This is a genomic window from Acinetobacter sp. FDAARGOS_515 (assembly GCF_003938865.1).
GTDB classification, from domain to species: Bacteria; Pseudomonadota; Gammaproteobacteria; order Pseudomonadales; family Moraxellaceae; genus Acinetobacter; species Acinetobacter ursingii.
This window is the reverse complement of sequence record NZ_RKIX01000003.1, coordinates 1,419,546-1,438,807: the sequence shown is the minus strand read 5'-3', so window position 1 is coordinate 1,438,807 and position 19,262 is coordinate 1,419,546. Positions and strand designations below refer to the sequence as shown.

Genomic DNA, 19,262 nt, shown 5'->3' with positions numbered 1-19,262 from the left:
TTTTATCCTTGTCGAGATAAATTGAAATATCGCAAATCAGATATTTGTATCGCAGTTAAGACATCGCTTATTGATCAAAATCGGGTTATTGATCAAATAAGTCCCATGCTTTCATGGCATGTTCCACCACATGATTCAATTCATCAATTTCTGCGCCATCCCGTGCCTGCACCGTTAAACCTTGAATGACAGTACAATAAAAATTAGTCATCGTTGCAATAGGCGCATGTTTAGATAAATCACCCTCCAGAACACCTTGTTGTAAGCGTTCACATAGTTTTTGTTTGGTCGCTAAACGTTTTTCAAGTAGGTTATATTGTATATCTTGCGCTTGTTCCGAGCCATTCATGGCAGCAGTAATTAACATACAGCCTTTGGGCTTATTGGGTTGAGCCAAACGTTTGACGTTGTCATATAGATACAGCTCAAATGCAACCTTGGCGGTTTTAGCTTCTAAAAAAATGCGGAGGATCGGACAAGCTTCATGAGCCAGATAATAATCAATACATTGATAGAACAGCCCAGCTTTGTCACCAAAACTACTGTATAGACTCGGTGCCGTCAGTTCCAACGCTTGAGTAAGATCACTGATTGAGGTAGCTTCATAACCATGCTCCCAAAACAACAACATGGCTTTTTCCAAGGCCTGTTGCTCATTAAAGCACTTTGGTCGACCGCGTTTTTTCTTTGCTAACGCAATCGGCTCATCCAAAACCAGTGTTTTATCTAATTTTGTCATAAAGCTCACAGCTATTTTTATAACAATCATTATTAAATTAATTGACGCTGATATTTTTTTCAACTATTTTATTTTCATAGTGATCACTATGAAAATAAATTGACGCATTTCTATTCCTACAATAAGGTTGAAATTCAATGGATAGCTCAACACCCATTCCGCCCAGTCCTGCCCCACAAGGTAGCTGGCTGGCGATATTGGCAGTTTCGATTGCCGCATTTACTTTGGTCACCAGCGAATTTTTACCGATTGGTGTCCTCAATAGCGTGGCCAGCGATTTAAATATTTCAACAGGTACGGCTGGGCTGATTATTACCCTTCCAGGTGTAATGGCTGCTTTTGCTGCGCCTTTACTACCTGTGGCAATGAAACAACTCGATCGTCGTTATGTGCTGATTTTACTCACCTTTATAATGGTCATTGCAAATACGATTACTGCATTTTCTGACAATTTTACCCTGCTGTTACTCAGTCGATTAGTTCTAGGGATTTCAATTGGAGGTTTCTGGGCGACTGCAATTGCCCTGAGTGGCAAACTGGCACCCAAAAGTTTACCCATTGCCAAAGCCACAGCCGTCGTCATGGCAGGTGTGACACTAGCCACCGTGCTAGGTGTTCCAATTGGCACATGGTTAAGTGAGTTTTATGGTTGGCGCAGTGCCTTTGCGATCACGGCAGTCATTGGTTTTATCGTGCTCATGCTTCAAGTCGTATTTTTACCGCCATTACGACCTGATGCTGCCATTCATTTACGTGACTTGCCTGCTTTACTTCGTATTCCCAAAGCTCGTAGTGGCATGTTAATTGTACTGCTGATTGGGCTGGCACATTTTTGTGCTTATAGCTATTTGGCACCATTTTTTAAACATATTGCAGGCTTTGATGGCACGACCATTGGCATGTTGTTATTACTGTATGGCATCGCGGGTGTTTTCGGGAATGCTTTTGCAGGTTATAGCGGTAATTTAAATATTCGTTATACCTTAGCATTTGTGGGAATCTGTTTTGCTATTGTATTCTTTGGATTTCCTGTGTTTGCCATTCATGAAACAGGCGCATTTATCTTAACTGCTTTATGGGGTTTTGCATTTGGCGCATTTCCAACCTCAGCCAATATCTGGATGTTTGTACATGCACCCCAAGCTGTTGAAAAAGGAATGCCGTTATTTGTTGGCTTATTTCAGGTGATGATTGCCAGTGGATCATTACTTGGTGGTTTTGTAGTTGATCATTTTAATGAAAATATTTTAATTTATGGTGTACTCACTTTTATTCTTTTAGCTTTGCTGTCTATTTTCACGTTAGCTAAAGGTTTAAATAATCCGAAAATCAGCTGTGAAAATGAAGCATGAATGATGTAATTCCTCCAACACAGAATACCTTACAAAATCTGGCTCAACAATTGGAAATTCACGAATTCTTTTTCCATCCGCATGACAGTGTGTGCCCGCATTCTTCACTGTGGGGAGATTTCAACTTCAGTTTAAATGGTGTTCTTGAAATTCAGGTGGGTGAACGTACCTTCTTGGCACCGCCTAATTATGGTTTGTGGTTACCGCCACAAACCAGTCATTTTTGTGTTGCAGTCGATCAACCGACGCATTTTATTTGTATCAGAGTCCATCCTGATCTTTGTTCACAGTTTCATGCCAATCCTAAAACCCTCGAAATCCGACCTTTTTTTCATGCCTTAGTGAAAGAATTATTACATGATCAGTACTCTCCAGATTCGATAGAATATCAGCGGTTATTACAGGTCTTGTTCGATCAAATGCTGGCAGCGAATTGTTATGATCATTATTTACCCCAAACCACGCATCCAACTCTCGCGCCCATTTTGGATAAATTAGGGCAAGCCCAGTTGTTTAATTCTAGTTTGCAGCAGATTTTACAAAGCTTTCAAATTAGTGAACGTCATGCACTACGTTTGAGCCAGCAGGAATTACAATTATCTTTATCAGAATGGCGTAATCGCGCCAAAATTGTGTATGCGATTGGTCAAATTCAGCAAGGGACGGCAATTAAACGGATTGCACTGGATTTAGGTTATCAACATAGCTCCAGTTTTATTGAATTTTTTAAACGCTATACCGGTCAAACTCCCCTTCAAATGAAATAAACAGAGTGCATTGTGGATAACTTTACGGTTATACACAGAAATCCCGAGTAAAACACTTGCCTTTCTGCATAAATCTCCTTAAAACAAGATATCTCTTTTATGTATGCAACTTTAAGGACTTATATGAGCAATTCAGTCTACGACATTCCAGTCAACACGATCTCAGGGGAAGAAGCCACTTTAAATCAGTATCAAGGCAAAGTGCTATTGATTGTCAATGTAGCATCCAAGTGTGGTTTAACACCTCAATATGAAGGACTGGAAAAACTATACCAGTCACAAAAAGAGCATGGTTTAGAAATTCTGGGGTTTCCAGCCAATAATTTTTTGGAACAGGAGCCTGGTACAAATGATGAAATTCAACAGTTCTGCTCGTTGACTTATGATGTACATTTTCCCATATTTTCCAAAATTTCTGTCGTAGGTGAAGATAAGCATCCGCTTTATCAAACTTTAATCACTGCACAGCCTGAACGTATTGGTGAAGGACCGTGGTGGCAAGATTTAGTCGAATATGGTCTAACCCCAAATCCAAAGCCTGAAGTTCTCTGGAATTTTGAGAAGTTTTTAATCAATAAAAAAGGTGAAGTGGTGGCACGTTTTGCACCCGATATCACTGCGGATGACTCTCGTTTAGTCGATGCCATTCAGGCAGAGTTAGCAAAATAAGATTTTGCTGTAAAGATGACAAATCCTATGTTTTGTCATCTTTATTTTTAGAATAAATAAAGTTTATTTAAAAGCAAAACTCATCACAAAATAATGAAAAATAAAATCTTTAATCACATTAAAATATTATATTTCTCATTGATTTGTTATAGAAATAGATTAATTTATATTCAGATTATGACCTCTTAAAACAAAAACTGGAATGGCTAAAATGAAACGAATACTACGCTGTTTGCCACTCGCCCTGATCGGACTATTGGCGCATACAACCCATGCGGCAAGTCCTGCTCAGGTAACTTATCTGATTAAATTTAATACGCCTGTGACCGATCTTTTATTAAACTCGATCAATTTTAACCAACAATTTCAGGGGAAAATTAAATTCATTTATCAACATGCTTTTCAAGGCGTTGCTGTTCAAATTCCACAAAATGTAGAACAGGAATTCGTTCGTATTTTAAAATTAAATCCCACAGTCAGCCTGATCGAAAAAGATCAAGTGTTTAAAAGCAATGCCACGACTCAAACCAATGCGACTTGGGGATTAGATCGCAGTGATCAGCGTAACCTTCCCTTAAATTCGACCTACAATGCCGATGGTAATGCTCAGGGTGTACCCGTCTATGTGGTTGATACTGGGGTGCTGGCTTCTCATCAGGATTTTGCTGGTCGAGTGAAGGCGGGTTATACGGCAGTATCTGATGGTAATGGCACCACGGACTGTAATGGTCACGGTACACATGTTGCAGGAACGATTGCAGGTACAAAATATGGTATTGCCAAATCTGCTTCTATCATCCCTGTTCGAGTACTGGATTGTAATGGTTCTGGAACAACATCAACAGTCATTGCAGGATTAGATTGGGTTGCCTCTCAAAACCCAAGGAATGCGGTGGTTAATTTGTCACTTGGTGGTGGAACTTCAACTGCACTTGATGATGCAATTAATCGGGTTGTGAATAAAGATATTGTCGTAGTGGTCGCGGCTGGCAATAACAATGCCGATGCGTGTAACTATTCTCCATCACGAGTCCCTGCAGCGATTACAGTAGGCGCAACCACCAATCAGGATCAACGCGCCAATTATTCTAACTATGGAAAATGTCTGGATATCTTTGCGCCTGGCAGTAATATTACTTCGGATTGGTATTCTAATAATACAGCGACAGCAACGGCCAGCGGCACCTCGATGGCAAGTCCACATCTGGCGGGATTGGCCGCTATTTTACGAGCAATATATACAGGTGAAAACGTATCACAAATTACCAATCGTATTCTCAATAAAGCGACAACAAATAAGGTAACAGATAGCCAGACAGGCTCACCTAATCGCTTGGTTTACACGCGTTTATAACCTTTCTTATTTGGTGAATACAAACCTTGATAGATGAAGGTTTGTATTCAGGGTATTTTTGCTTTTGTTATAATTTTGCAAATCTCAATTCTCCCTCCATCTTTTCATCATATTCTAAGAAATTAAATACTGATTTTTTTGATTATGACATTTTTTTCTGGTCGATCTCTGCTGATCTCTGCTCTTATCGTAACCACTATGGTTTCATTACAAGGTTGTGATCAGCCTCCCACAAATAATGCGCAGGAAACGACAGCATCAGATCATGAGGCGACCGCCCAAATCACTGATCAAGCAGCTACAGACACCCCATCTTCCGATTTTAGAAGTGGTAATTTCTTTTATATCGCTCGTGATGTCGCTGATCTGCAACTACGCGCAGGTGATTACATTCAACAATTAAAACAAACTCAAACTGAACTACAGCAAGCCATTCAAGACAAAGATAGTCGTCAACTACAGCAAACCGCCATGACCTTGCAGCAGCAACTCCAAGGCTTTAATCAGGCATTAAACAGTTTAAATTTAAAAAGTCAGGAAATTGAAGATGTTCGTAAAAAAATACTGGAGAACAACCAACAGGTATTAAAAAGTCCGTTTTTAAATGGACAAGTCAACTGGGATCAGGTCAATTTTAAACAGATCGAACAGCAAATGAATAATGTTCAAAGCGAAATGTTAAAGTTGGCAAGCATGATGATTCCGCAATCAGATTCCGCTCAATCTGAAACATCTCAAGAAGCTTCTGATACTAACTCATGAAATGATAAAACCCACTCTTCAAAGAATGGGTTTTGATTCGATTCAGTGGTGAAACACTTTATTTTTTAAAATCAATCACAATACGGCCATCGATTTTACCCTGTTCCATCCGATCAAAAATATCATTGATATTTTCTAGCGGCTCCACACTGATGTGTGCTTTGACCTTACCACGTGCCGCGATATCCAGTGCTTCTTTCAAATCTAGTCGTGTACCGACAATCGAACCGCGCACGGTAATGCCATCTAACACCATATCAAAAATAGAGAGATCAAACTTGCCTGGTGGTAGACCATTCAAGACCATGGTGCCACCACGACGAATAATCGAAACCGCTTGTTCAAATGCCTTTGGTGAAACCGCCGTAACCAATACCCCATGACAGCCTTCACCAGTGGCTTTCAATACTTCTTCTTTTACATCTACCTTAAGTGCATTAATCCCAACATCAGCCCCTAATTCTTTGGCCAATGCCAGTTTACTGTCATCGACATCGATGGCAACCACATTAAATCCCATGGTCTTGGCATATTGCACCGCCACATGACCCAAGCCACCAATACCTGAAATCGCCACCCAATCCCCTGTTTTGGCTTCAGTCATTTTCAGGCCTTTGTAAACGGTCACGCCTGCACATAAGATTGGCGCGATTTCGAGTAAATCCACACCATCTGGAATCACACCGACATATTCACCATCCGCCAGACAATATTCAGCAAAACTTCCATTGACCGAATACCCTGAATTTTGCTGTTCCTTACATAAGGTTTCCCAACCTGCGTAACAATGGTCGCAATGTCCACAAGCCGAATATAACCATGGGATACCGACTTTATCACCCACTTTCAGGTGAGTAATTCCTTCACCAATCTCTACAACTTCACCCACGCCTTCATGACCTGGAATAAACGGTAGACTCGGTTTAATTGGCCAATCACCATGCATGGCATGTAAATCAGTATGGCAGACCCCAGTCGCAATCATCTTGACCAGAACCTTGCCTGCGCTGACTTTTGGAATGTCTACATCCTTGATTTGTAGCGGTTGATTAAACTCGGTGACCACCGCAGCTTTCATTGTGCTTCCCATTTTATTATCTCCGTCTTATGTCATATTAAGAATTTGTTCATTATTATAAGAACCATTCTCAACTATAAAGCAGAATAAAATGACTAAGGTTGGAGTTTGGTAGGTTATTCACTTTAGATTTATTTACAGTTACATCATCACTACGCGTTTTTGATCTCTAATTGATACGTATAACTTTTTCCAGGCTCAACTTGCTGAGGCAAGATCCGAAGTTCGGCCGACTCTATACAGACAAAATCTTGCCAAGCGTGATCAGGCATATCGTTTAAACGCGCCGCTTTCTCAATCCATGGGTTCCATATGACAGCGCTAGGTGCATTACTTTGAATGCTCAGCGGGCGATTATCCTGATCTGCCAATATAATAGTTCCATTGGTTAACGGATAAATACGATCAGTTTCAGTATCAAATTCGAGTTGTTGTTCTAGTTGTATTTTTTCTTGATGCTGTTGTAGCTGATCAATATAGCTCAGTCCTGCCAAACCAGTAATAGTGGCGGTTGCTGCGTTGACGGCAAAATAGCTGTGCCAAGCAAAGTTAAATTCAATGGTTTTTTGGTCAATATTAGTTAAATTAAATCTGAACTGAAGGGTTTCACCGCAATCAATGCTCATCTGTAACACAAAGGCTGCATCCCAATAACGCCGTGTTAGTATACTGTCACGTAATTCAAACAACAATTGATGGCCTGATGCAGTCAGGTTCATATCCATTAATTGCCAATCTAAATTTCTAGCAAAACCATGTGAAGGGTATGATTTTTCTTCTGGATGTCCACCAAACCAAGGAAAACACAACGGTATGCCACCGCGTATGGCTTTTGCGGGCTGATATGAATTGAGCTCGGAGAGCCAGAGTAATGCTTGTGTTTGAGTCTGATGCTTGAGATGGAACTCTAGAACTTGTGCACCCTGAAAAGCAATCAGGGCATCACAAAATGAATTGGAAATCCTGAGCGCCTTTAAACCGTGCTCTCCCAGCCGCTCAATCGTGATACCTGACACGTCTTTAAAATTGATCATTGAATATTTACCTTAAACTGATGACGCCTGCTGTGTTTGCCAGGTTTTAAATGCTGTTAACATTTCCAGTTTTTGTGATGCGCTGGCAGCATGCTGCTCAAGTCGGGTTGCATCTCCTCGATAAAGCTGTACAACACATTGATTGGCAAGGCTGGTAATACTGTCACGTCCTATTGTTTGATAATCGCTAACCTCTGTCTGGGTGAGAATGATATCCCAACAAGACACAACCGAACTTAGATCAATCGCAATACTCAAAAATAACTGTTCAGCCTGCCGATACAGTTCCCAAAAATGTGGTTCAATTTCAATTAATTCCACGCTGATCTGATAATCTCTTATTCCTTTTAAACCTTATAGCATAAAAAAAGCCACCTTTCGGTGGCCTTTTAAAAACGGGCAACTTACATTGCACGGTTTTTAATTTTACGGATGGTTTCAAGCTGACCCGCAATCTCAGAAAGAGATGCCAGTGCAGCCGCAGAGTCCAAATCGCTCTTTTGGTTGGCAAGCAATTGTTCAGCCTGTTTACGGGCTTCTAAAATTGCTGCTTCATCCAAGTTGTCGGCACGAATTGCAGTATCTGCAAGAATCGTTACGACATGCGGTTGAACTTCTAGCACACCACCTGATACATAAACAATTTCTTCTGTACCATTTTCCAACTGAACACGAATCGGGCCCGGCTGGAGCAAAGTCACTAGTGGCGCATGCCCAGGTAAAATACCCAGCTCACCACCCGCACCTTTTGCGATCAGCATGGTCACTGTTCCAGAGTAAATTGACTCTTTAACACTGACTACGTCACATTGCATCGTCGCCATGAGAATCTCCTAAATTAGGGTTGCTAATTAAAGTTTCTCAGCTTTAGCAATCACTTCGTCAATACCACCCACCATGTAGAACGCTTGTTCTGGGATGTGATCGTATTCACCAGCAAGAAGACCTTTAAAGCCACGAATCGTTTCTTTAAGTGGTACTAATTTACCAGGAGCACCTGTAAATACTTCAGCTACGTGGAACGGTTGAGAGAAGAAACGTTGGATTTTACGCGCACGGTAAACCACCAATTTATCTTCTTCTGCTAACTCATCCATACCCAAGATCGCGATGATGTCTTTAAGCTCTTTATAACGTTGCAATACGTTCTGTACAGAACGTGCAATTTCATAATGCTCAGCACCAACGACCAATGGATCTAGCTGACGCGAAGTTGAATCCAGTGGATCGATCGCTGGGTAAATACCACTTGACGCGATGTCACGGCTCAATACAACGGTTGCGTCCAAGTGAGCAAACGTGGTTGCTGGAGATGGATCCGTCAAGTCATCCGCAGGTACATAAACTGCCTGAATCGATGTGATCGAACCAGATTTAGTTGATGTAATACGTTCTTGAAGAACACCCATTTCTTCTGCAAGTGTAGGCTGATAACCTACCGCAGATGGCATACGACCTAACAATGCGGATACTTCAGTACCTGCAAGGGTATAACGGTAGATGTTGTCAACGAACAAAAGAACGTCACGACCTTTACCATTTTCGTCTTTTTCATCACGGAAATATTCCGCCATGGTCAAGCCAGTCAACGCTACACGTAGACGGTTACCAGGTGGCTCGTTCATCTGACCGTAGACCATGGCTACTTTGTCAAGAACGTTAGAATCTTTCATTTCGTGATAGAAGTCGTTACCTTCACGAGTACGCTCACCAACACCAGCAAACACAGATAAACCTGAGTGAGCTTTGGCGATGTTGTTGATCAACTCCATCATATTAACGGTTTTACCAACACCCGCACCACCGAACAAACCAACTTTACCACCTTTTGCAAACGGGCAAAGTAAGTCGATGACTTTAATCCCTGTTTCCAAAAGATCAGTAGACGCTGCTTGTTCAGCATAAGAAGGCGCTTGACGGTGAATCGGTAAACGCGCTTCAGTTGCAACTGGGCCTGCTTCATCAATCGGGCGACCAAGTACGTCCATGATACGACCCAAAGTCGCAGGACCTACTGGTACAGAGATTGGCGCATGGGTATTTGTTACATTCAAACCGCGTTTAAGACCTTCAGTTGATCCCATCGCAATTGTACGAACAACACCATCACCAAGTTGTTGCTGAACTTCCAAAGTCGTTTCAGTTCCGTCAACTTGGAGAGCGTCATAGATCTTAGGAACGCTGTTGCGCTCAAACTCGACGTCGATAACCGCGCCGATGATCTGAATGATATGACCGCTACTCATTGCTGTCTCCTCAATTCAAACTAATAATGTTAAACGGCAGCGGCACCACCAACGATCTCAGAAATCTCCTGAGTAATCGCGGCTTGACGCAGCTTGTTATAAATAAGTTGTAGGCTCTTGATCAGTTCGCCCGCATTATCAGTTGCTGCTTTCATTGCAACCATACGTGCAGACTGCTCACATGCGATATTTTCAATCACGCCCTGATACACCATCGACTCGATATAGCGAACCAATAAACCATTCAGCAGTTCTTCCGCTTCAGGTTCATAGATATAATCCCAACCGTAAGTACGGTTTAGACTTTCGCTTTCTTCAGCCGCAGCCAAAGGCACCAGTTGTTCTACTTTCTGGTTTTGAGTCATGGCATTGACAAAGCCGTTTGATACGAGATAAATACGATCTAACTCGCCTTTATCAAATGCATCCAACATCACCTGTACGGAGCCAGTTAACTGTTCCAGACTTGGAGTATCACCAATATTGGTGGTTGCACCAAGTACTTTTCCGCCGTAGTTTTTAAAAAACGAAACCGCTTTTTGACCAATCAAAGCAAATTGAACTTCAATTGACTGCTCTTGTTGTTGCTGAACGTGTTTAACCACTTTTTTGAACAGGTTAATGTTCAAACCACCAGCAAGACCACGATCTGAAGACACAATGATATAGCCAACGCGTTTTACAGGGCGTTCAACCATATAACGATGTTTGTATTCAGGATTCGCTTGTACCAAATGAGCAATTACACGGTGCATATTTTCGGCATACGGACGGCCCTGAGCCATGCGCTCTTGCGCACGACGCATTTTTGAAGCAGCGACCATCTGCATCGCACGCGTAATTTTCTGCGTGGATTTGATACTGGCTACTTTGGCGCGAATTTCTTTTAAATTTGCCATACGCTTAACCTAGTCGTCGAAGGCTTTTAACAGCCTTCGAAGGGTTGATTCCGTGAACCAAACTTAAGCTAAAAAATTAGTAAGTTTGAGTCGCTTTGAAGTTCTCGATACCGGCTTTGATTTCAGCTTCGATGTCTTTGTTATAATCACCAGTGTCATCAATTTTTTGCATCAATGCCGCGTGTTCTGAACGGAAGTACGCGATTAATGCAGCATCAAAGTCTACGATTTTCTTCACTTCAACGTCAGCCATATAGCCTTCGTTAGACGCGTAAACAGAAACAGCTTGGTCAGCAATTGAGTAAGGAGCATATTGTTTTTGCTTCATTAACTCAGTTACACGTTGACCATGTTCAAGTTGTTTACGCGTTGCTTCATCAAGATCAGAAGCAAACTGAGCAAACGCAGCCAATTCACGGTATTGCGCTAGCGCAGTACGGATACCACCAGACAATTTTTTGATGATCTTGGTTTGAGCTGAACCACCTACGCGAGATACCGAAATACCTGCGTTCACAGCAGGACGAATACCTGCGTTGAATAATGATGTCTCAAGGAAGATCTGACCGTCTGTAATCGAAATTACGTTGGTTGGTACGAATGCAGAGACGTCACCCGCTTGAGTTTCAATGATCGGTAACGCAGTTAAAGAACCAGTTTGACCAGTTACTGCACCGTTCGTGAATTTCTCAACATAGTCAGCAGAAACGCGCGAAGCGCGCTCAAGAAGACGTGAGTGAAGATAGAATACGTCACCTGGATACGCTTCACGACCTGGTGGACGACGAAGAAGCAATGAAATTTGACGGTAAGCAACAGCTTGCTTAGACAAATCATCATAAATGATCAGTGCATCTTCACCGCGGTCACGGAAATATTCACCCATGGTACAGCCAGAGTACGGAGCCAAATACTGCATTGCAGCAGGATCAGCAGCCGCAGCAGCGACAACAGTGGTATATGCCATAGCACCAGTTTCTTCTAGCTTGCGTACCACGTTAGCGATGGTCGATTGTTTTTGACCAATTGCAACGTAGACACATTTAATGCCAGAGTTTTTCTGAGCGATGATCGCATCGATCGCCATTGCTGTTTTACCCGTCTGACGGTCACCAATGATCAACTCACGCTGACCACGACCAACAGGAATCATGGTATCTACTGATTTATAACCAGTTTGAACAGGTTGGTCGACTGATTGACGCCAAATAACACCTGGTGCTACTTTTTCGACTTTATCAGTCAATTTAGCATCAATAGGGCCTTTACCGTCAATTGGGTTACCCAAAGCATCGACCACGCGGCCAAGAAGCTCAGGACCAACTGGAACTTCTAATACACGACCTGTACAACGAGCTTTTTGACCTTCTTGCAGGCTTAGGTAGTTACCTAAAACAACGGCACCCACTGAATCCTGTTCTAGGTTCAGTGCCATACCAAATAAGCCGCCGTCGAATTCGATCATTTCACCGTACATTGCATCAGCAAGGCCGTGAATGCGCACGATACCGTCGGATACCATCACAATGGTACCTTCGTTTTTAGCGGTCGCGCTGGTGTCCAGATCTCCGATACGCTGTTTAATGAGCGCACTGATCTCGGATGGATTCAGTTGTTGCATTGCGCTATTCCTCAATCTTTTTTAAGTTCAGTCTTTTTGCGGTTAAGCAAGAAGACGAGTCCGCATTTTTTCAAGCTTGTTAAGCGCAGAGTCATCTATCACTTGATCGCCTGCACGAATAACCACACCTGCAATAAGCGCAGGGTTAACTTCTACTGACACAACCACAGAACTATTAAAACGCTTTTCCAAAGCATGGGTTAATAACTGCTCTTGTACAGAAGTTAAAGGAAATGCCGATTCAATCACGACATCTACTGTGTTGCTATTCTGTGATTTAAGCTGTTCGTACTCTACTGCAATCTCAGGTAACAGAATCAAACGATCATTTTCAGCAAGCAATGTCAAAAAGTTCGACACTGCCTGAGTTTGTTCTTCACCTAAAACTTTAGAAAAAAGTCCGACTTGCTCCACAGGAGTAAGCTCAGGGCGATTTAAATAAGCGGAAAATGCTTCGTCTTGCACCGTAGCACTGAGCACTTGTAACGCATTCGACCAATTGTCAGTTGCACCTTGCTCAGAAGCGTAAGCAAATGCTGCTTTGGCGTACGGGCGTGCCAACGTCAAGAGTTCAGCCATACTTCCCTCGCTTAAAGTTTAGCAGCCAGCTGAGTCAGCATGGCATTATGAGCTTCTGCGTCAACTTGTTGGTTCAGAATTTTCTCTGCACCATCAACTGCCAAGGCAGCGACTTGTTGACGTAATTCTTCGCGAGCAGAATTGATGTCTTGGTCAACTGCTTCTTTCGCTTGTTGACGAATACGCTCACCTTCAGCCGCAGCTTGGGTACGTGCTTCTTCGACCAATTGTGCTGCACGACGGTTCGCTTGTTCGATCAATTGAGCCGCTTGTGCTTTTGCTGCATCGAGTTCCGCTTTCACTTGTGATTGTGCATCAGCAAGATCCGCTTTCGCTTTTTCAGCAGCGTTTAAGCCATCAGCGATTTTACGCTGACGCTCACTAATCGCATTGATTAGTGGTGGCCAAACAAACTTCATGCAGAATGCGACAAAAATCGCAAATGCAATCGCTTGGCCAATCAATGTGAGGTTAATATTCATTGCAATTCCTCAATATGTGGATTTAGGAATTAAGCTGATTAACCTACAAACGGATTAGCGAAGATGAAGAACAAGCCAATACCGACACCGATCATAGGCACAGCATCAAGAAGACCTGCGATTAAGAACATACGAGTTTGAAGTTGCGGAGCAAGTTCAGGTTGACGAGCAACAGCTTCTAAAAAGCGACCACCCAAAAGACCAAAACCAATCGCTGTACCTAAAGCACCGAAAGCGATCAAGATAGCAGATGCAATTGCAACTAGACCTAAAGTGAGTTCCATGAAAAATTCCTCAGAGGTTAGGTTATTACCAAATTAAATAAAAATTAAACCTAACCGTTAACCTAACAGTTAGGCAAATACCATTAATGTTTTTCGCTTGCCATGCTCAAGTACACGATGGTCAGCATCATAAAGATAAATGCTTGCAAGGTGATTACAAGAATGTGGAAGATCGCCCAAGGCACAGACAACGCCCATTGAATCCAGAAAGGAAGTAACGCGATCAGAATGAAGATTAACTCACCTGCATACATGTTACCAAACAGTCGGAGTGCCAATGAAATTGGTCGTGCAAGGAAAGTAACCAATTCCAGAATTAAGTTCACTGGAATTAGCAACGCTTTTGCAATTGGGTTACTTGGGTTAAATGGGTTTAAAGCCAACTCACCAACGAAACCGCCGATGCCTTTCTCACGAATGCTATAGAACAAAATCAACACAAAAACAGACAACGACATACCAAGGGTAATGTTCGGATCTGTTGTTGGAACGATTTTGAAATAAACATGATGAGGGTCCATACCAAATACGTGCGCACCCACTTGTTGAGCCAGATAAGGAATCCAGTCAACAGGAATTAGATCCATAGCATTCATGAGGAAAATCCACACGAAAATGGTTAATGCCAGTGGTGCAATAAGACGTGATTTACCATGGAAGGTATCGCGAACGCTGGAATCAACGAACTCGATAATCATTTCGATTGCAGATTGAAATTTTGATGGCACCCCTGCATTTGCAGCTTTAGCGGCACACCAAAAAATCAAACAAAAAATGACACCCAGTCCGATAGACCAACCCATTGAATCCAAGTGAATAGCAGAAAACCCCATCTGTTGAGCTTCACCCGCATTCTCAGCCAATTTCCAAGTCCCATCTGGCATTTTGCCATAGGTTAAATTGGTCAAGTGATGCTTGATGTACTCGGTCGAAGTAAGGGCATGTTCTTCAGCAGCCATAAATCACACCTGGTCAATGTCAATTACTAAATAAGGAAACGAATATCGCGCGCTGCCTGATATCTCGTAGTCCTCAAAAAATCTTCAATTTTGGATGTGTCTAGACTCGTTTCTGTAGACGTGAAACCCAAAATGGAGCGACCCACGACATGGTCTGAACGAGAATAAAACCACAAAACAATGCCGCTGGAGACAGCGGTTTAACATTGCTTAAAATCAAAATAAAACCCACGATCACGATTCCGAACTTCCCTAGCATGCCTCGATACATGTTCGATAGAACCTGTCTCGATGCTCTAGCCCCTGCCGTTCGAAATGACTGCCAGCTAAAATATAGGTTGGCAAGCCAGCAGACCAAGGCTCCTAAAGCGGCACTCATTGCGGCTACACCATCGTGGATAAGCCATGCCATAATCGCAGCTAAAGGAATCATTAATGCTTGTAAGAAGACCAGAGCTTTCGCTAATCGTCGGTCAATCAAGCGACTAGTTCGGCTCATTGTTTATCCACTTACAGCATGAATGCTTGACAAATTACGCTGATGATCGTTTTTAATCGCAGGCATTATAGAGTTACACCCCTGAACATGCAATCTTTTACCGACCTAAGTCGTGTTTTTTTAGATGATTTGTTTACACTCAAATCATCTGCATGTCAGGCATTTTGAGCTTATTTGCTTGCATTTAAGACACATTTTGTGGTTTGACTGGCGAGTTTCTTCCATGCATCAACAAAATCCTGATCTTCATTCATGCTTTCATCGACACGCTGGAATACGATCGGGTTCAAGATTCGGTATTGATTTTGATTGGCATTTCCTTCAGCCAAAAGACACATACTCGGTTTGGGGCGGTTATCACTTAAATATTTGAGCTGAGAGGCAGTCGCTGCAATATGTGGATCATCTGTCAATGCACCTGCAAATTTTAAATTCAGCGCGCGTTCCAGATATTGATAGGCATCATGATACGACCAATAAGGTTGTACTGTTTTACGCTCATAGCCCTGACTTGCAACCAGCATTTCTTGAGCAAAGCGTCGTGCATTTTCCCAGTATTTGACTTTACTTTCAGGATGTTGTTGTGAGCGCAGCGCAGCAATAAAAAAACCAATACGCACAGCATTATTGGGATCTAACCAGACATGAGTGTCAATGGTATTGTCTAACGGAACGTTACGGGTACTTCGACGCGGTAAAATCGTCACAATTTGCGAATCCAAAATTGAAATCGCTTTAGGATTATTTTGTAGCAGACTCGCCAATGGTGCTTCGTGGGCTTTGCCTAGCCATATTACCAAGGATGCATCTTGAATGGCTTTGCGATGTGCTGGGGTCAGTTGAATATCATGCCCAGATTGATTTGCCAGCAATAACTGAGGCTCTTCTATCCCTTGTGTAATTTCTTTGGCGATCAAATAAATCGGATGAGTTGCAATCACCAGCGGCGCTTGTGACCATGACAGCGTCGTTATAATAGAAAATAGGCAGAACACCGCAAAACGAAACATAACAAAATCGAACCTAGATAAACAACTCATGTTATAATATAACAAATTTTGAAAAACACCTACGCTTATTCGATAGCAGCCTGACTTCATGCTACTATTCAATAAAATAATGAGGTTTGTCTATGAGTGCTTGTTCACACGAACATCATAATGCCTTACATGGTGTACATGATCACCTAAATGTTGCCACACGTCTAGCTGAAGCGGAAAGCCTTTGCGCCTCGACAGGAGCTCGTCTGACGCCTTTACGTAAAGAAGTTCTGGCTTTAATTTTAAATGCCTCTGGCCCGATGGGGGCATACGACTTATTGGCAAAAATTAAAAGTGGATCTGATCGTCCAGCAGCGCCACCTACGGTTTATCGTACCCTTGATTTTTTATTGGAAAAAGGACTGATTCATCGTCTGACTTCGATCAATGCCTATATTCCTTGCTGCCATCCTCGTGAAGGGCATCAAGCTGCTTTTCTGATTTGTAATGAATGCCATGTGGTAAAGGAAGCTTCTTCTGAAGGCTTGCTGCAACAATTACATCAATTGGCAGGTTCAGATCATTTTAATGCTCAACATACCATTATCGAGATTTCTGGAAAATGCCAACAGTGCAGCAAGCTGTCACACTAATGCCTGAACTGATTCGACTAGATCGCGTATCAGTTCATTTGGATGATCGGGATATTCTAAAAAATGTCGACTTTTCATTACACAAAAATGAAATTGTCACACTGATTGGCCCTAATGGCGCAGGCAAATCGACGCTCATCAAAGTATTGCTCGGGATTACCCACCCCTCACATGGCAAAGTAGTGAGCAGTCAAAAAAATAAAATGGCCTATGTACCACAAAAGTTCAATCCATCACACAGTTTACCATTAAGAGTCAAAGACTTACTTGATTTGGAAAAATGTGACCGTGAATTACGCAATGAGATTGTTCGTGATACTGGTATTTCCAAATTACAGGATTCCAAAGTACAACAACTGTCTGGTGGTGAGAAACAGCGTGTACTTTTAGCACGTGCTTTATTGCGCCAGCCCGATATTTTGGTGCTGGATGAACCGATGCAGGGGCTGGATATCCAATCCGAAGCCGAACTTTATGAATATGTACGAAGCCTGCCTGAACGTTATGGTTGTGCTGTACTTATGGTTTCACATGATTTGCAATGGGTGATGCAAGGGACTCAACGGGTTGTGTGTTTAAATAAACACATCTGCTGTAGTGGTTTACCTGAGAGTGTTCAGCAACACCCAGAATATCTGGCCATTTTTGGTGGACAACGTGTCCCATATCAGCACCATCACGATCACTGTGCGCATGGTGATCATGTTGAGACATGTACACATATCGACCATCCTCATATTCACCCTGAACCGGAAGCTTAAGCAATGCTGGAATGGTTACAACTTTTGCTTCCTGCATGGACGATGGGAAGTTTACTGGTTTTTTTGACAGCACCCTTAGGCTGCTTAATGCTCTGGCGCAGAATGTCCTTTTTTGCAGATACGATGGCGCATGGAACATTACTTGGCGTCGCGGTTGCAGGAATTCTACAGCTCCCGCTTTGGCTGGGAGTTGCCATGCTGGCATTATTATTGGTTGGGATACTTTGGGTATTACATGACCCACGCTTACCAAATGATGCATTACTGGCACTGTGTTCAGCGACTTTACTCTGTTCAGGTTTATTACTGATCCAACAAATTCCTAGTTTACGACCTGAGTTATTGAGTTATTTATTTGGTGATTTGCTTGCAATTGGCTGGGAAGATTTACCTATCTTTGTCATCATTATTGGCTTGGCGCTCGCTGTACTTTATCGCTACTGGAAAGCACAAATCCAGATTGCAATTGACCCTGATATTGCGATGAGCGAAGGGATCAATGCAAAATGGCAACGTTTGATTTTTATGTTGCTGCTGGCGTTGTTTACCGTTTTGGCCCTACGTGCGGTAGGTTCATTATTAATGGGCGCTTTATTGGTCATCCCTGCTCTAACTGCCAGACTTCTAGCCAACTCCCCTAAACAAATGGTCATTTGGGCTTTTATTTGCGCCCAGATTGGTGTGACTGTGGGACTCTGGTCTAGTGCAGTGATTAATATTTCGACAGGCTTAAGTATTGTGCTGTGCATGGCATTATTATTTGCGATCATTTTTGTGATACAAAAATTGAAAGCGATACGCGGTCAAAGTATAAAACTTTAGACTCATTGATGAATCGAACTGAGCAGCAATGCAGCGACCGCAAACATGATGGCAAAGCTGCGGTTTAAGTATTTTTGCTGTTTTGGTGAGCGAAGTAAGCGCAGTACTTTAGCAGCGAGTCCTGTATAACCTGCCATCACAATTAAATCGATAGTGATCATTGTGAATGCCATAATTGCGTATTGTGGCCACTGTGGACGTTTCAAATCTAAAAATTGGGGTAAAACCGCTAATAAAAACACAATGGCTTTGGGATTACTCATATTCACCACAAAGCCATTTAACATTAGACTTCGGCGTGATTGATATATCGTTTCCTGCTTAATTTCAATATCTTGTATCGGTGCTGTCCATTGTTTATAAGCCAAATATAGTAAATAAATTACGCCAAACCATTTAACCACTAGAAATGCCCAAGAGGTCGTCGCAAAAAGTACGCCAACTCCCGCTGCAACGATCAAAATTTGTAAGGCAAGAGCAAGCTGTAAACCGATCGCATTCGAGTAACCATGTCGAAAACCGTAGTTTAGACCACTCGACATAGAGGCAATCGCGCCTGCACCCGGTGATATGCTAATCGCCCAGCATGCGAGCATGAATCCGAGCCAGATTTGAAAGGACATCGATGAAAACCGCTAAAAATAATGTGAATAGTATAGTTTTTTAGACTGGAACTCTAGTTGATCTGAAGGCATCCTCAAGCTAGTAAAACTATTTATCTG

At 42.4% G+C, this 19,262-nt stretch carries 23 protein-coding genes; 8 read left to right on the top strand and 15 right to left on the bottom strand.

All coding sequences use genetic code 11. The features are described 5' to 3' along the window. Positions 1 to 85: 85 nt before the first annotated feature. Complete coding sequence (locus tag EGS47_RS08320) at positions 86 to 739, bottom strand: TetR/AcrR family transcriptional regulator (protein ID WP_005001694.1); 654 nt, start codon at positions 737 to 739, stop codon at positions 86 to 88. Between the two features lie 137 nt (positions 740 to 876). Here EGS47_RS08320 and EGS47_RS08315 point away from each other — a divergent pair, with 137 nt between their 5' ends. From EGS47_RS08315 to EGS47_RS08295, 5 genes are all read left to right on the top strand, one after another. Then, complete coding sequence (locus EGS47_RS08315) at positions 877 to 2,091, top strand: MFS transporter (protein WP_005001692.1); 1,215 nt, start codon at positions 877 to 879, stop codon at positions 2,089 to 2,091. Beyond that, the gene (locus tag EGS47_RS08310) at positions 2,088 to 2,858 is read left to right on the top strand and encodes a helix-turn-helix transcriptional regulator (RefSeq protein WP_125269530.1); all 771 of its coding nucleotides are present in this window, start codon (positions 2,088 to 2,090) and stop codon (positions 2,856 to 2,858) included. Before EGS47_RS08315 ends, EGS47_RS08310 begins: the two co-directional genes overlap by 4 nt. 123 nt (positions 2,859 to 2,981) lie before the next feature. After that, positions 2,982 to 3,527, top strand: coding sequence for a glutathione peroxidase (locus EGS47_RS08305; protein ID WP_004985611.1), 546 nt, complete (start codon positions 2,982 to 2,984; stop codon positions 3,525 to 3,527). A 211-nt stretch (positions 3,528 to 3,738) separates the two neighbouring features. Then, the gene (locus tag EGS47_RS08300; RefSeq protein WP_005001690.1) at positions 3,739 to 4,881 is read left to right on the top strand and encodes a S8 family peptidase; all 1,143 of its coding nucleotides are present in this window, start codon (positions 3,739 to 3,741) and stop codon (positions 4,879 to 4,881) included. Positions 4,882 to 5,025: 144 nt separating this feature from the next. Next, complete coding sequence (locus EGS47_RS08295) at positions 5,026 to 5,643, top strand: hypothetical protein (protein ID WP_005001689.1); 618 nt, start codon at positions 5,026 to 5,028, stop codon at positions 5,641 to 5,643. Positions 5,644 to 5,701: 58 nt separating this feature from the next. Here EGS47_RS08295 and adhP read toward each other — a convergent pair whose 3' ends face one another. From adhP to EGS47_RS08230, 13 genes are all read right to left on the bottom strand, one after another. Then, entirely contained in the window at positions 5,702 to 6,733 is a 1,032-nt protein-coding gene (gene adhP / locus EGS47_RS08290; protein ID WP_005001687.1) for an alcohol dehydrogenase AdhP, read from the bottom strand. Positions 6,734 to 6,873: 140 nt separating this feature from the next. Beyond that, positions 6,874 to 7,755: a D-hexose-6-phosphate mutarotase gene (locus EGS47_RS08285; RefSeq protein ID WP_005001685.1), complete on the bottom strand. Its 882-nt coding sequence runs from the start codon at positions 7,753 to 7,755 to the stop codon at positions 6,874 to 6,876. 12 nt (positions 7,756 to 7,767) lie between these two features. Further along, a complete protein-coding gene (locus EGS47_RS08280; protein ID WP_005001682.1) occupies positions 7,768 to 8,076 on the bottom strand; it encodes a hypothetical protein in 309 nt (102 codons plus the stop codon). An 83-nt stretch (positions 8,077 to 8,159) separates the two neighbouring features. Then, entirely contained in the window at positions 8,160 to 8,579 is a 420-nt protein-coding gene (locus tag EGS47_RS08275) for a F0F1 ATP synthase subunit epsilon (RefSeq protein WP_004995460.1), read from the bottom strand. Positions 8,580 to 8,606: 27 nt separating this feature from the next. Continuing rightward, positions 8,607 to 10,001: a F0F1 ATP synthase subunit beta gene (gene atpD / locus EGS47_RS08270; protein ID WP_004985622.1), complete on the bottom strand. Its 1,395-nt coding sequence runs from the start codon at positions 9,999 to 10,001 to the stop codon at positions 8,607 to 8,609. A 29-nt stretch (positions 10,002 to 10,030) separates the two neighbouring features. Next, complete coding sequence (atpG, locus tag EGS47_RS08265; RefSeq protein WP_004985623.1) at positions 10,031 to 10,900, bottom strand: F0F1 ATP synthase subunit gamma; 870 nt, start codon at positions 10,898 to 10,900, stop codon at positions 10,031 to 10,033. A 76-nt stretch (positions 10,901 to 10,976) separates the two neighbouring features. Next, positions 10,977 to 12,521, bottom strand: a complete 1,545-nt coding sequence (atpA, locus tag EGS47_RS08260; protein ID WP_004985624.1) for a F0F1 ATP synthase subunit alpha — start codon at positions 12,519 to 12,521, stop codon at positions 10,977 to 10,979. 42 nt (positions 12,522 to 12,563) lie between these two features. Further along, complete coding sequence (locus tag EGS47_RS08255; RefSeq protein ID WP_004985625.1) at positions 12,564 to 13,100, bottom strand: F0F1 ATP synthase subunit delta; 537 nt, start codon at positions 13,098 to 13,100, stop codon at positions 12,564 to 12,566. An 11-nt stretch (positions 13,101 to 13,111) separates the two neighbouring features. Next, complete coding sequence (locus EGS47_RS08250; RefSeq protein WP_004985627.1) at positions 13,112 to 13,582, bottom strand: F0F1 ATP synthase subunit B; 471 nt, start codon at positions 13,580 to 13,582, stop codon at positions 13,112 to 13,114. A gap of 38 nt (positions 13,583 to 13,620) precedes the next feature. Further along, on the bottom strand, positions 13,621 to 13,866 hold the full coding sequence (atpE, locus tag EGS47_RS08245) for a F0F1 ATP synthase subunit C (protein ID WP_000424060.1): 246 nt from the start codon (positions 13,864 to 13,866) through the stop codon (positions 13,621 to 13,623). A gap of 83 nt (positions 13,867 to 13,949) precedes the next feature. Further along, positions 13,950 to 14,825: a F0F1 ATP synthase subunit A gene (atpB, locus tag EGS47_RS08240; protein ID WP_004985629.1), complete on the bottom strand. Its 876-nt coding sequence runs from the start codon at positions 14,823 to 14,825 to the stop codon at positions 13,950 to 13,952. A 100-nt stretch (positions 14,826 to 14,925) separates the two neighbouring features. Next, complete coding sequence (locus EGS47_RS08235; RefSeq protein ID WP_004985632.1) at positions 14,926 to 15,324, bottom strand: ATP synthase subunit I; 399 nt, start codon at positions 15,322 to 15,324, stop codon at positions 14,926 to 14,928. 170 nt (positions 15,325 to 15,494) lie between these two features. Then, positions 15,495 to 16,334 (bottom strand): metal ABC transporter solute-binding protein, Zn/Mn family, encoded by an 840-nt coding sequence (locus EGS47_RS08230; protein ID WP_005001674.1) that lies wholly within the window; start codon positions 16,332 to 16,334, stop codon positions 15,495 to 15,497. Positions 16,335 to 16,456: 122 nt separating this feature from the next. Between EGS47_RS08230 and EGS47_RS08225 the strand changes: the two genes are divergently transcribed. The 3 genes from EGS47_RS08225 to znuB are packed head-to-tail and all read left to right on the top strand — an operon-like array spanning position 16,457 to position 18,540. Next, positions 16,457 to 16,957, top strand: a complete 501-nt coding sequence (locus EGS47_RS08225; protein WP_004985636.1) for a transcriptional repressor — start codon at positions 16,457 to 16,459, stop codon at positions 16,955 to 16,957. Continuing rightward, on the top strand, positions 16,927 to 17,718 hold the full coding sequence (znuC, locus tag EGS47_RS08220) for a zinc ABC transporter ATP-binding protein ZnuC (RefSeq protein ID WP_005001672.1): 792 nt from the start codon (positions 16,927 to 16,929) through the stop codon (positions 17,716 to 17,718). The genes EGS47_RS08225 and znuC overlap by 31 nt, the downstream gene beginning before the upstream one ends. Positions 17,719 to 17,721: 3 nt before the next feature. Continuing rightward, on the top strand, positions 17,722 to 18,540 hold the full coding sequence (gene znuB / locus EGS47_RS08215) for a zinc ABC transporter permease subunit ZnuB (RefSeq protein ID WP_005001670.1): 819 nt from the start codon (positions 17,722 to 17,724) through the stop codon (positions 18,538 to 18,540). Between the two features lie 2 nt (positions 18,541 to 18,542). Here the strand turns inward: znuB and EGS47_RS08210 are convergent, their stop codons facing one another. Beyond that, the gene (locus EGS47_RS08210; RefSeq protein WP_005001668.1) at positions 18,543 to 19,163 is read right to left on the bottom strand and encodes a LysE family transporter; all 621 of its coding nucleotides are present in this window, start codon (positions 19,161 to 19,163) and stop codon (positions 18,543 to 18,545) included. Positions 19,164 to 19,262 lie beyond the last annotated feature (99 nt).